The sequence below is a fragment of the Stenotrophomonas sp. INTA L402-1 genome, from assembly GCF_059295135.1.
In genome coordinates, this window is sequence record NZ_JCAFWP010000034.1 from 41554 (window position 1) to 54718 (window position 13165).

The following is a 13165-nucleotide window of genomic DNA, read 5'->3' on the forward strand; positions in this document are numbered from 1 at the left end:
GAAGCGGGGGGACCCACAATGCCACCGTGATCACTCACGGTGGCATTGTTCTATCGGGTCCTGGCTGACGCATTGGTGGAAGCCCCTGGGCAGGTCACGCATCGCCTCGGTCTTTCCCACCGCCACCGCGAACCGACGCAACGGCGGCGTGGCACACGCGGCCCCGCTGCTGCATGCAGGGTCCAGCACCACGTAGTGGCAGTGGCCACTGCTGCTGGCGATGCACTGGAACCGCGCCTCGCCATCGACCACGGTGCGTTTGCTGTACAGCGTGTCCACGCCGTTGGCATTGGTACGGGTGATCGAGGTTTCGCTGGACTTCTCGCAGCCGGCCAATGACAGCGCAGCAACGCAGGCAAACAGGAACAGGCGCATGGTGCCTCCGGGGTGCGGCTACATGCCGCGGAACAGGCTCATGAAGGGTTGGCTGACCACCAGCGTCTCCGTACGCCCACGCAGGCGCAGCACCCCGCGCCCGGTATCGTCGCGGCTGACCGCTGCCACCGCCTTCATGTTGACGATGGTCGAGCGATGGATCTGGCGGAAGTGCTGCGGATCGAGCACTTCCAGCAGCTCGCGCAACGGTGTGCGCAGCAGGCTCTCACCGGCCGCGGTCATCACGGTGGTGTACTTGTTGTCAGCACGGAAGTAGGCCACGTCTTCCAGCATGATCAGCTGCGTCTCGCGGCCGTTGCTGGCGGTGATCCAGGCCAAGGGCGGGCGCTCTGCCGCCCTCTGCGACGGCCCCAGGCGCTGAAGCAGGCGTTCGAGTACGGCATCGTCCTGGCGCGTTGATGGCAGCCGCGACAGGATGCGTTCGCGCGTGGCCAGCAGGCGCTCATCGCTGACCGGCTTCAGCAGGTAGTCCATCGCACCCTGCTCGAACGCGTCGATGGCGTACTGGTCGTAGGCGGTAACGAACACCACCTGGGTGCGCGGGCTCAGTTCGGACAGCGAACGGGCCACTTCAATGCCACTGATGCCGGGCATGCGGATATCGAGGAAGGCGATGTCCGGCTGTTTCTCGGCCAGCTGTTCCAGCGCACTGGCGCCATCCTCGCACTCGGCCACCAGCTTCAGGTCCGGCCACAACCGGCCCAGCTGCTCGACCAGCGACTGCCGCAGCAGTTCCTCGTCTTCGGCAATGAGCGCCTCAAGCGGCATGGCTGCGCTCCTTGCTCGACTGCGGCAGGGTCATGGTCGCGGCCACGCCGCTGGGGAAGTTGGCGACGATCGCCACGCCGGCCTGTTCGCCGCAGGTCAGGCGCAGGCGCTCGCGCAGGTTCTTCAGGCCGATGCCGGTACCGCTGGTGCCCTGGCCGAAGCCGAGGCCATCGTCGGCCACCGTCACCGTTACATGGTCATCGAAGCCACGCGCCAGGATCCAGATCGTGCCACCGCCGGGCTTCGGTTCCAGGCCATGCTTGATCGCGTTCTCCACCAGCGTCTGCAGCGCCATCGCCGGCAGCTGCACGCCGTGCAGTTCGTTCGGTACCTGCACCTCCACCCCCAGCCGTGCGCCCATGCGGATACGCAGGATCTCCAGGTAGGCACGGGTACGCTCCAGCTCCACGCCCAGCGTGGACAGCGATTCGTCCACCTGTGGCAACGAGCTGCGCAGGTACTGGATCAGGTGGCCCAGCATCTGGTCAGCACGTGCCGGGTCGGTGCGGGTCAGCACCTGCGCGTTGGCCAGCGTGTTGTAGAGGAAGTGCGGTTCCACCTGCGCGTGCAGCAGGTTCAACCGGGCCACCGACAGCTCCTTTTCCACCTGGGTCTGCTCGGCCGCGGCCTGCTCGTCGCGACGCTGGTCGGCAACACGGCGGCTGATCGCGCGGGTGACCGCTTCGGCGTTCTCGAAGTTGCTGCCCTCATCCAGTGCCAGCAGGTCGGCCCACCAGCCGGCATCCGGCTCAAACAACAGGGTGACGGTACTGGTGCCCTGCCCCGGCGTGACCGTCGCCAGCACGCTGTTGCGCTTGATCGCCAGCCGTGCCGGCAGGTTCCAGCGCGATGGCTGGCGGCCGTTCCAGGCATCCACGCGGCGCACGTAGGCCCGCACCTGCAGGCTGCCGGCCGAACTTTCCACGTCTTCAACGCGCGGCAGTTCAGCGATGGCCGCTTCCACCACCGAGAATGCCTGGCCGGCATCCATCGGCAGTTCCACCTGGCGGCGCTGGCGGCCGGAGAGCGTGGTCGAATCCAGCCGGCCGGCGACCAGCCAGACGCGGCGTACATGGGTAATCGCGCTGCCCAGCGCGGAAATCATCAGGAACATCACCAGCAGCCCGAATACCCAGCCAGGGCCGTCGTTCATGCCGCTGAAAATGCCGCTCCAGACCATGCCGGCGACGAACAGCGCCGCAGCCCAGGCCAGCAGGTGACGAAGCAGGAGAGAGAGGCTGGCGAACACGGCGGCGCCTTGGAGGAAGGGGGTGAGCCGAGCATAGGGCGGCCCGCCGGGCAAACAAGCGGGTTGCGACGAAGGGCCGGAAAGCGGGGATGGAAGCCATTCTGGTAGAGCCGGCCGCTGGCCGGCTCCCCATGACCTCCACAAGCATCACAAGGTTGCCGGCCAGCGGCCGGCACTACCCGGGAGGCGCCGGGCGAACCCGGCGCATTCCCTTACTTGCGCTGGTCGGCGCTGGCGTCACGCACGGCGCGGAACGATTCGTCCTTGCTCCAGTTCGGCCAGCTGCGCGAGTTGGCCAGCTGGTTGCCCAGCGTGTACAGCACTTCCAGGTCGCGGGCGGCACCGGCGAACACCCAGTCCGGCTGCCACTCGTCTCCCTGCTGGTGGTAGCGCTTGGCGGTGTAGTCCTCGGAGGCCTTCTTGCCTGCGGCCACGCCACCGTCCACCCAGTCCTGGCCGGCCGACCAGGACAGCGCCGGCACGCCACGCTTGGCGAACGGGAAGTGATCGGAGCGGAAGAACAGGCCCGCTTCCGGCTTCGGGTCCGGCGTGTAGCGGATATCCCAGCCCTTGGCCACGTCCTTCAGCTGGTCCAGCAGCTCGAAGCGCGCGGCACCGTAGATGCCGAAATCACGCGACGGCCCGAACGGCGCCATGCCATCCATGTTGATCACCGCCACGGTCTTTTCCAGCGGATACAGCGGATGGGTGGCGTAGTACTCCGAACCCAGCAGGCCCTTTTCCTCGGCGGTGACCGCCAGGAACAGCAGCGAACGCTGCGGGCGCTTGGCCTTGGCGAAGCCACGGGCCAGTTCGATCAGCGATGCGGTGCCACTGGCGTTGTCCAGAGCGCCATTGAAGATCCGGTCGCCACGTGCGTCGGGCTCGCCCACGCCGATGTGATCCCAGTGCGCGCTGTAGACGATGGTCTCGTCCGGGTGGCTGCTGCCCTCCAGGCGTGCGGCCACGTTGTGCGAGGTGATCACTTCGGTCTTCACCGCGTACTTCGCGTCCAGGCTGGCGCCGGTCAGCGGCACCGGGGTGAAGTCGCGCTGCTGCGCCTTCTTCTTCAGCGCCTCGAAGTCCTGCCCGGCCGAGCGGAACAGCTCCACGGCCAGGTCGCGCTGGATCCAGCCTTCCAGCAGCGGGTGGCTGTCGGCCGGGTTGTCGCGCACTACATCGAACATGGTGTTGGTGTTGGAACCGGCTACGGTGGCCCAGCCGTACGACGCCGGTGCGGTCTCGTGCACGATCAGCACGCCCAGCGCCCCCTGTCGGGCGCCTTCTTCGTACTTGTAGGTCCAACGGCCGTAGTAGGTCATGCCCTTGCCGTCGAAATCACCCTGACCGGTCTCGAAGTCCGGGTCGTTGATCAGCACGACGGCGATCTTGCCCTTCAGGTCCACGCCCTTGAAGTCATCCCAGTTGCGCTCCGGTGCCTTCACGCCGTAGCCGAGGAACACCAGCGGGGCCTTGCTGATGTCGACGTTGCTGGCGCCGTTCATGGCCGCGCGCACGGCGATCTGCTTGCCCTGTTCCAGCGCAACGGTCTTGCCGCCCTGGTGCAGCGCCAGCTGCGGTGCGCCGACGATGTCGCCCTTGCGCAGCGGCACCGCCTGGGTCCACAGGCGCTTGCCGTCCTTGAGGTCGCCGCCCGGCTGCAGGCCGGCGTCGGCGAACTGCTTGCTGAGGAAGGCGATGGTCTTCTCTTCGCCGGCGGTGGCCGGGGAGCGGCCTTCGTAGGCGTCGGAGGCCAGTTCCTTGACGTCGGCGGAGATCCGCGCGCCATCGAATTTCGGGGTGGCCGCCATCAGTGCGCTCGACACCGACAGGGCCAGCACGCCCAGTACTACTCGTTTCATTGCTCTCTCCAGCAGGGAAATCCTTCTGGAGTGTAAGGGGTTCGGCAGGGCTGCGCCCTGCACCCGCAGAAACAACGGCAACGGCCGAAGCAACAGCAAAAGCTGGGTTCCTGAGGGTAGGCGGGGTGGGTCCGGTTGCGGGGGACGCCGTGAATCCGTCCCTGGAGGCTTGGGCGCGCCATCCATGGCGCTTACACCCCCGCAACCGGACCCACCCCGCCTTCGACAGTTTCCCGCTGCTGTTGGTAGGTGTCGACCTTGGTCGGCACGCCGCTGTGGTAGGTGTCGACCTTGGTCGACACGCCGCTGTTGGTAGGTGTCGACCTTGGTCGACACACCGCTGTTGGTAGGTGTCGACCTTGGTCGACACGCCGCTGTTGGTAGGTGTCGACCTTGGTCGACACGCCGCTGTTGGCAGGTGTCGACCTTGGTCGACACGCCGCTGTTGGTAGGTGTCGACCTTGGTCGACACGCCGCTGTTGGTAGGTGTCGACCTTGGTCGACACGCCGCGGTGGTAGGTGTCGACCTTGGTCGACACGGACGGAAACAAGAAGGGGTCAGTTCCCTTTCCCAGCGGGAACGGTCTCTGACCCCATCGGTGTGTTGCTTGAGCCTGTTACCAGTTCGGGTCTTCGGCCGGGGCGGCAGCGGGCTTGGGCTTCGGCTTGGCCGCCGGGCGCGCGGCGGCGGCCGGTGCAGCCGAGGCCGTTGCGCCGGCAGCGGCAGCGGCCGGCTTGCTGCCCAGCTTCTGGCGCAGTTCAATCTGGCCCGGACGGAAGCCGCCGCGCATGGCGTCAACGCCGTCTTCGATGGTGCCGTAGGAGGTCTGTGCGGCCACGCGGTCGATGCGGATGGTGCAGCACGGGTGTTCGCTGCGGCCCAGCGAGCGACCGGTCTGCGGGTCCTTCAGTTCTTCGCCCAGGCGCACGGCCTGCCAGCGCTGGCCGGCCTGCACGGTGTCACCGCCCTGGCTCAGCACCACCTGGTCGCCGTCCACCGAAACCACCGACACCGGGAACAGCGTGGTGACGATGGTGGTACCGATCTGGCCGGACAGCGATTCCATCATCGCCGCGGCCATGTTGCGGCCGTTGACCACGCGCGGCAGGGTGCTGGGGCCGGTCGAGGCCAGCTGGTGGTCGAAGCTGTCAGACATCACCACCTGGCCGGTGGTGGCGTTGACCAAGCGCAGGGTGATGCGGCCGCCACCGGAGTACGAGGTCACCTGGCGGTCGGACATGCGCAGGTTGCGCACGCTGCGCGGGTACTCGAAGCGTTCGATGGTCGGGATCAGGATCAGATCGGTCGCCAGCTGCTGGCCGACGCGTGCGGTGTCCTGCAGGCGTACGTTGCCGCTGTTGATGTGGTCGATCTCGGCCTGCAGTTCGTCGCCGAACTCGCGGTCCAGCACGATGAAGCGCTGGGTCTGGGTCAACGTGTCGGACAGGCGTGCGCGGATCGCGTCGGCCACTTCGTCCGCGTCCACGCGGCCGTCGCCCACGGCATAGCTGCCGGCCTTGGTGCGCGGCAGTGCAACCACGATCTTCGGCTTGCCCTGCTCGTCCGGCGCGCGGTACTGGGCGATCTGTGCGCGCACGCGCACCTTCCAGTAGCTGCGCATGCTGCGATGGGTCACGTCGGAATCGAACGAACTGGCGCCACGCTTGGCATCGACGCTGACCTTCTCGTCGTAGCTTTCCCTGACGCTGGCCGAGGCCGAACCGCTCTTGGCCGAGGCTTCGCCGGAGGCACTGGCCGACGCCGAGCCCTTGAAGCTCCCGCCTTCGTCGCTGGCGCGCACGCGGGCGATGGTTTCCTCGTCCAGCTGCCGCACTTCATCCTGCGACAGGATTTCATAGCCCAGCACCGCGCCCTGCGAGCCGGCGATCATCTGCTGGGTGAACGCGTCGGCGCGGATATCGCCGACGTGTTCGCCATCCACATCCACATGCAGGCCTGCACGCAGGCTCTGCATCTGGCTGGCCACGCGTACGCCGTTGACCTGCGCCACCGCCGACTGCAATGCCGCCAGCACCGCCAGTTCCGGGGTGCTGCCGATACCGTCGGCTTCACGCGCGACCTGGGTGGTGCCGCCGAAATCCGGCGTGCCACGCAGGGGCGCTGCTTCCACTGGCGCATTGCTGGCCAGTGCACTGGTTGCCTTGTCCTTGGCGGGTGTGGGCGCGGCAGCCGGGGTGTCCTGCTTGCCACAGGCTGCAAGCAGCGCGGCGGCCAGGCCCAGGCCGATCAAACGGGTTGTCATACGCATGGAGATTCGCCTCGGATCAGAGCGAGTCGAGCATCGAATCGGCGTTGGACGGCACCTTCACCTTGCTCTTCTTGGCAAAGGTCACGGCCGACTTGGTCGAACCGTACAGGCCCTTGATGAAGCCCGGCGATTCCTTGGCCACCCACGCACCGGCAGCCAGCTTGCGGCCGACGGTGGCCAGCTGGGTCGCGCCCAGGTTCTTCATGCCGGCGGTGAAGCTGCTGGCTTCGCCGCCCAGCTTCTGCGCTTCGGCAGCCGAGGACAGCAGCGAGACCAGGCCTTCGGCGTAGTGCTGCTTGGATTCAGCGTTCAGTTCCGGCTGTGCGGCCTGGCGCTCGTTGATGGCCGCCTGGGCGGCTTCGCTGACCGACACCGACTTCTTCATGGCATCGACGCTGACCGAACCGGACGACAGCGCCTGGCGCTCGGCTTCCAGCAGCTGCACCTGCTCGGCCAGGCCGAAGGCGCGGGCGAACGAGGTCTGGGCCTGCAGAGAGTGCGACTGCGAGCTGACGAAACGACGCACCAGCGCTTCCTGCGCGGCTTCGTCCGGAGCGGCGGCGCTGGAGGCGCTGCTGCTGGAGGTGCCGGTAGCGGCGCCAGCCAGGTCCTTCAGCTTGCCGAACTGGGCGTGGGCCGGCATCGACAGGGTGGCGGCCGCGATGGCCACGACAAGAGCAGTATTGCGGATCATGTGAGAGTCCTTTGGGAGAGACGGCCGCGATGCGGCGCGCAAGATCGGGTATGGCAGCGGGTCAGTGCCGAGCAAGCGCGGCACCCACCAGAGCCGGAAGCGCCGGGCCATGCCCGGCGAGCGCAGCGGTAACGTCAACGAACCGCCTTGACGTTCAGTTCGTTGATCATCTGCTGGGCAGCCTTTTCAGCCGCCAGCTGCAGCGCGTTGGTACGGGCGACGGTTTCGTTCGGGCCGGTACCGGAGAACTGCACCGGGCCCACCGACGACACGGTGCGCGGGAAGCGACCGGTCACGTCCAGCACCTTGCCGGTGACGGTGACGAACACGCGGGTGTTGCCGCTGGCCGGGTCGCGGTCGCGCATGCCGACGTCGAGGGTGCCGACGGCGATGTACGGGATGTTGGCCGCACGGATGCCGTTGGCGGTATCACGCAGGGTGGCCGGGGCCAGGTCGTTGCCGGTGCTGAAGTCCTTGCGGATACGCTCGATGCTGAGCAGGCCGCGCGATTCGCCTTCCACGTATTCGGCTTCAACCACTTCGTAGCCGGCGGCGCTGAAGGCGCCGGTCATCGCGGTGTTCACTTCGGCGGCGTTGGCCACCTTCCAGCTGATGTTGTCGCTGCGCTGGGTGGTGCTGCCACCGCTGGTGACCGACATCGAACCGTTCTGGTTGATGCTGCCGTTGGTGCTGACCGAGTTGCCGCGGAAGCTGTCGCCTTCGCGGGTATTCTCGCTGTAGCTGCTGCTGGCGTCGACGCGGCGGTATTCCTTGTCCTGGAACGACTGCACGGTGTCCTGCGAGCGCGCCATGAACAGGAAGGTCAGCAGCGAGCGCTGCGCGGCGGTGGCACCGGCCACGGCCGAGCCGGCATCCAGCTTGGTCTGCAGCAGCGTGGTGTTGATCTCGGCGCGGACGGTGACGGTGTAGGTCTTGGCCTTCTTGTCTTCGGTGTCCGACAGCTGCACGGCACTGAGCACGTAGCGATCGATCTCGCCGATGAACTCGGCGCGGCGGGCTTCGAACAGGCGCAGCTTGGCCGCACCGGTTTCAGCGATGTACGCCTCCAGTGCATTGACCTTGGCCTTGTTCAGGGCCTGGGCGCGGGTGTCGGCACTCAGGCGCAGGCCGTAGCTGGCCGAACCGGTTCCGCGCGAACTGGCGGTCTGCGCAGCGACCGGAGAGGCCACCACCAGGGCGATGAGGATGAGCAGGATGGTACGCATCAACGACATGACTTGATCAACTCCTGGAGGGCTTGGGTCTGCTGCTGCAACGGGCGGCCGCCCGGCTTCTGTTCGTCCAGCCAGCCGCGCGAATCGGCGCGCTTGGCGGCGGCGCCGGCGAAGGCGTCGAAGCCGGCCAGCAGGGTTTCGTAGCTGGCCGACCACTGGTCGACCTGCCACTGCGTGACCGGCACCACCTTGGTGGCACCCTTGCGCAGCGGCTGTTCGAAATAGACCTTGCCGGAGAACGGCTCGGTCACCTTGGCGGTGAAGAACGCGCCGAACAGCATCGTCTTCATCGCCGGGGTTTCTTCGATCACGCCGTTCTTCAGCGCATCCACCTGCAGGTTGATGACGTAGTCCGGCTCGGGAATCTTCAGCTGGTAGACCTTGCCGTCGGCAAAGCGCGCCGCCATCGCACCACCGATCGCCTGGCCCGAGGCCGGCGGCAGCAGACCGACGCCGGTATTGGACGACAGCGTCTTGGACAGCTCATGGGCCAGCGTGGCGCGCAGCGGGGCTTCCCACTTCGGGTCGGGCAGCTTGGCGCGGACCGCGTCGGACAGAGTTACGCCACCGACCTGCAGGCGACGCACGGCGGCATCGGGCAGCCTGGCCTGGGCGAGGCTGGCAGCCAGCACCTGCGACAGGCTGGTATCGGCGCTGCCATACAGGAGATCGGCGACGATCGCGTCGATATCGTCGTTGTCCGGCCGGTAATCCTGCACGTCGATGCGCTGCAGGGTAAGCGGATAGGACGCGATCACCTGGCGCTCGCGGAAATCGAAGAACAGCGCCTGCAGCGCCACTTCCACCAGCACCTTGTACTGGTCGCCGATCGGCTCGACCGAGACCAGTTCGCGGTCCAGTGCCGCGGCCAGCACTGTCGCACTGGTGGTGCCGTCGAGCATCGCCACCGGCTGGTCGATCAGTTCCAGATTGGCCGGCGGGCGACGCTTGAGCCCCTGCCCCAGGGTCTGGTTGAGCGGGATCAAGCCACGCTTCTCCAGCACGGCGTGCGCATGCGGCGTGGTCGCCTGCACGGCAGCGGCATCAGCGGTATAGGCAAAACCGGCCCAATAGGCCTGCTGTGATTTGTCTGCCGCCTGTACGGCCATCGGCCATACGGCCAAGCACAGGGCACAGGCAAGCAGGCGCGCAAAAGCGCGCGATGCGCTCTTCGTCCTTGAATACATCCAACCGCTCCTCGGTCAATACGCATGGAAAGTGGACGCTGACGCGTCCGCTGGGCGCGAAACATAACGGCTCGCGGGCCCGCCGACAAGTGCTGCCTTCGTCGAGGTCACTCCGTGGGAGGCAGGCCGGCCCGTTGCCGCAGCAGGCCCCGCTCTGCCTGGTTCTGGCTGAGTCTGGCGGCTTCCGCAAAAGCGTGACGTGCGTCCAGGTCGCGCCCCAGCGCCTGTAGTAGCTCCCCGCGCACCACCTGCAGCGGCGCGTACTCGCGCAGTCGCGCGTCCACCAGCAACGGCTGCAGCTGCGCCCACGCCGCGAAGGCACCGTCGCTGCGCAGTATCGCCACCACGCGGTTCAATGCAACAACCGGCGAGGGCTGCACCTGCAGCAGCTGCGTATAGAGCGCTGCGATGCGCGGCCAGTCGGTATCCTCGGGGCGGCGCGCCGCTGCATGGCACGCTGCGATACGCGCCTGCAGTACATAGGGATCATCAGCGCCACCGGCGGCCAGCGCGCGCGCCAGCACCTGCTGCCCGCGTTCAATCTGCAGCCAGTCCCAGCGCGCGCGGTTCTGCTGGTCCAGCAGTACCGGCATGCCCTGCGCATCGGTCCGTGCCGCGGCACGCGAGGCCTGCAGCTCCATCAGCGCCAGCAGGCCCAGCACCGGCGGCACCGGCAGCCGGTGCGCCAGGATGCGCGCGAGCCGCAATGCCTCCTCGCACAGCGTCGGACGCATCCAGTCATCACCGGCACTGGCCGCATAGCCTTCGTTGAACACCAGGTAGATCGCCTCCAGCACCGATGTCAGCCGCTCGGGCATCGCGTCAGCACGCGGGACCTCGTAGGGCACCTGCTTCTGCGCCAAGGTGCGCTTGGCGCGCACGATGCGCTGGGCGATGGTCGGCTCGGGCTGCAGGAAGGCGCGCGCGATCTCGACGGTGGTCAGGCCACCGAGCAGGCGCAGGGTCAATGCCACCCGTGCATCGGCCGGCAGCACCGGATGGCAGGCCACGAACATCAGCCGCAGCAGGTCGTCACCCAGATCATCTTCCAGCGCCTGACTGTCATCGGGCGCCGGCAGCGGCGCCGGATGCAGTTCCTCGCCCCACTGCGCATGCTGCTGCGCCACCCGCTGGTGCTGGCGCAGTACATCAATGGCACGGTTGCGCGCAGTGGTCATCAGCCAGGCTCCGGGGTTGTCCGGGATGCCCTGCTCCGGCCAGCGCTCCAGCGCGGCCAGCCAGGTGTCCTGGGCCAGCTCCTCGGCACGGCCGACATCGCCCCCGAGCAGCCGCGCCAGGCGCGCGATCAACACCGGCGACTCCATCCGCCAGAGGGTTTCCAGACGCTGCGTCAGTGCGGGCTCGAGCATGCGCCGATCACAGCACGCAGGCGTGGCCCGCACAAGCGCCGTGGCTCACGCTTCAACAATCGGCTTGAAGCCGCCCCAGAACATGCGTTTGGTGTCGAACGGCATGTCCTTCGGGCCCAGCGACGCCAGCCGCGGGTCCGCCATCACTTTCGCGTTGATACGGTCGCGCGCCGCGCGCGAACGGAACACCACGAAGGCGACGATCACCGTTTCACCCGGTTTTGCCTTGACCGCACGCGGGAAGGACGTGCTCTTTCCCGGTTCCACATCGTCAGCCACGCATTCCATGTACTGCAGCGCGCCATGGTCCTTCCACACCGCACCGGCCTTGCGGGCAAGGCGGCGGTAGGCCGCCACCTTGTCCTGTGGGCACGGCAGCACGTAAGCATCCACGTAAGCCATGAGGGTTCTCCCTTGCGGCGGCCATCAGCCCGGCTCGCCGTCCATGTGTGCGATTTCCCAGAGGTGCCCATCCAGGTCCTGGAAGCCGCGCTGGTACATGAAGCCGTAGTCGCGCGCCGGCTGCGGTTCGCTGGCACCCGCCGCGAGCGCCTTGTCCACCATCACGTCCACCGCCTTGCGGCTGTCGGCCGACAGGCAGGTGATCACCTCGGTGTGGCTGTGCCCATCGGCAATCGCCTTGTTGGTGAACTGCTTGAAGAACGGCTGGGTCAGCAGCATCACGAAGATGCTCTCGCTGATGACCATGCAGGCCGCATCGTCATTGGTGAAGGTCGGGTTGAAGCTGTAGCCCAGCGCGGCGAAGAAGGCCTTGGATGCGTTCAGATCCTGCACGGGCAGGTTGACGAAGATCATCTGCGGTTGTGGTGCACTCATCGGTAAAGCTCCTTGTGGATGAAAGAAAGAAGAATCAGGGCTGCTTCATGCAGTTGACCATCCACGGCTTGCCGTAGCGGTCGATCAACATGCCCCAGCGGTGCGCCCAGAACGTTTCGGCGATCGGCATCTGCACCTGGCCACCGTCGGCCAGCGCGGCGAACACGCGTTCGGCTTCTTCGATGCTGTCGACGTCGACATTGATGGTGGTCGAGCCACCCTCGCCGCCGCCGGGACCGTCGGCCGCCATCACGATGGCGCTACCGATTTCCAGCTGGCTGTGCGCGACGTGGTCCAGGGTTTCCGGAGGCATCTCGTTGCAGCCCGGCGAGCCATCGGAGGGCGGCATGTCGCGGTATTTCATTTCCGAGGTGACTTGGCCACCGAGTGCCTTGGCATAGAACGCCATCGCCTCATGGGCCTGGCCGCTGAAGCCGAGGAAGGGAATCAATTTCATGGCAATGCTCCGTCGTGGGTTTCAGGGTGGTGGCGCCGGGCCATGCCCGGCGGGGGAAATGAATCGGGTCAACCTTCCAGCTGTGCACGCAGACGCTGTTCCTGCTGCTGTAATTCGGGGGTGAAGGCTTCACCGAAGTCTTCGGCGGAGATCAGTGGGCGCAGCTCCAGCGTGCCGCCACTGTTGAACGGCGCGCGGCTGGCCCATTCAACGGCCTCGTCCAGCGAGCGCACCTCCCACAGCCAGAAGCCGGCGATCTGTTCGCTGGCTGGGCCAAACGGACCGGCCTCGACCTTGGGCGCGCCGCCGCCGAAATGAATGCGACGTCCGCGCTGGGTGGCATGCAGGCCTTCACCGGCCAGCATGATGCCGGCGGCCACGAGTTGTTCGTTGAAGGTGCCCATTTCGGACAATTCCTGTTCGCTGGGCATGCGGCCGGCTTCGGAGTCGGCGTTGGCCTTCACGATCACCATCACTTTCATTGCGGTCTCCCGTGGGGACGCGTGGTGCGTGCCCTTCACTGGGTACAACGAACCAGGGGGCTGGGAATCGACACGTCTTTTGAAAATTATTTCTTCCGCGGAAAGCGCGCCTTCGGCGGAGGTCAGCGAACGGCGGAGCCCCTCCGTGGTGGGGGTGGGTTGGTCGCTGAAAAGCTCGGGTTCATAGGTTTGGCCGGGTGGGTAGGCGGGTCGGGGGACGCCGTAAACCCGTCCATGAAGTGACCCCCGGGAGTTGGACACCAGATCCAACCCCGAGGGATACATGAACAAATACGACGCGCGTTTCAAACTGCAGGTCGCCAAAGAGGCCTGCAAGACCTCCACATCGGTCAAAGCC

The 13165-nt window shown here is 66.7% G+C and carries 13 protein-coding genes; all 13 read right to left on the reverse strand.

Features of this window, described 5'->3' with window-relative positions; all coding sequences use genetic code 11:
* Positions 1-30: 30 nt before the first annotated feature.
* The gene (locus tag AC5O77_RS17315; RefSeq protein WP_032128762.1) at positions 31-375 is read right to left on the reverse strand and encodes a hypothetical protein; all 345 of its coding nucleotides are present in this window, start codon (positions 373-375) and stop codon (positions 31-33) included.
* Between the two features lie 18 nt (positions 376-393).
* Positions 394-1164 carry a LytR/AlgR family response regulator transcription factor gene (locus AC5O77_RS17320; RefSeq protein ID WP_032128763.1) on the reverse strand — a complete coding sequence of 257 codons (771 nt, stop codon included), beginning with the start codon at positions 1162-1164 and terminating at the stop codon, positions 394-396.
* Positions 1154-2413, reverse strand: coding sequence for a sensor histidine kinase (locus AC5O77_RS17325; protein WP_049398329.1), 1260 nt, complete (start codon positions 2411-2413; stop codon positions 1154-1156). The genes AC5O77_RS17320 and AC5O77_RS17325 overlap by 11 nt, the downstream gene beginning before the upstream one ends.
* 212 nt (positions 2414-2625) lie before the next feature.
* Complete coding sequence (locus tag AC5O77_RS17330) at positions 2626-4275, reverse strand: M28 family metallopeptidase (RefSeq protein ID WP_125892416.1); 1650 nt, start codon at positions 4273-4275, stop codon at positions 2626-2628.
* Positions 4276-4892: 617 nt separating this feature from the next.
* On the reverse strand, positions 4893-6545 hold the full coding sequence (locus AC5O77_RS17335) for a CsgG/HfaB family protein (protein ID WP_478058600.1): 1653 nt from the start codon (positions 6543-6545) through the stop codon (positions 4893-4895).
* Positions 6546-6561: 16 nt separating this feature from the next.
* A complete protein-coding gene (locus tag AC5O77_RS17340; protein WP_004140043.1) occupies positions 6562-7239 on the reverse strand; it encodes a hypothetical protein in 678 nt (225 codons plus the stop codon).
* A 134-nt stretch (positions 7240-7373) separates the two neighbouring features.
* Entirely contained in the window at positions 7374-8474 is a 1101-nt protein-coding gene (locus tag AC5O77_RS17345; protein WP_019337987.1) for a hypothetical protein, read from the reverse strand.
* A complete protein-coding gene (locus AC5O77_RS17350) occupies positions 8465-9661 on the reverse strand; it encodes a hypothetical protein (RefSeq protein ID WP_049398325.1) in 1197 nt (398 codons plus the stop codon). The genes AC5O77_RS17345 and AC5O77_RS17350 overlap by 10 nt, the downstream gene beginning before the upstream one ends.
* Before the next feature lie 107 nt (positions 9662-9768).
* Positions 9769-11031 carry an RNA polymerase sigma factor gene (locus AC5O77_RS17355; protein ID WP_494506987.1) on the reverse strand — a complete coding sequence of 421 codons (1263 nt, stop codon included), beginning with the start codon at positions 11029-11031 and terminating at the stop codon, positions 9769-9771.
* A 45-nt stretch (positions 11032-11076) separates the two neighbouring features.
* A complete protein-coding gene (locus AC5O77_RS17360; protein WP_032128771.1) occupies positions 11077-11433 on the reverse strand; it encodes a DUF1428 domain-containing protein in 357 nt (118 codons plus the stop codon).
* A gap of 24 nt (positions 11434-11457) precedes the next feature.
* Positions 11458-11868 (reverse strand): VOC family protein, encoded by a 411-nt coding sequence (locus tag AC5O77_RS17365; RefSeq protein WP_494506988.1) that lies wholly within the window; start codon positions 11866-11868, stop codon positions 11458-11460.
* A gap of 34 nt (positions 11869-11902) precedes the next feature.
* Entirely contained in the window at positions 11903-12325 is a 423-nt protein-coding gene (locus AC5O77_RS17370) for a VOC family protein (RefSeq protein ID WP_012509913.1), read from the reverse strand.
* Positions 12326-12393: 68 nt separating this feature from the next.
* Positions 12394-12807 (reverse strand): YciI family protein, encoded by a 414-nt coding sequence (locus AC5O77_RS17375; RefSeq protein WP_494506989.1) that lies wholly within the window; start codon positions 12805-12807, stop codon positions 12394-12396.
* Positions 12808-13165: the final 358 nt, after the last annotated feature.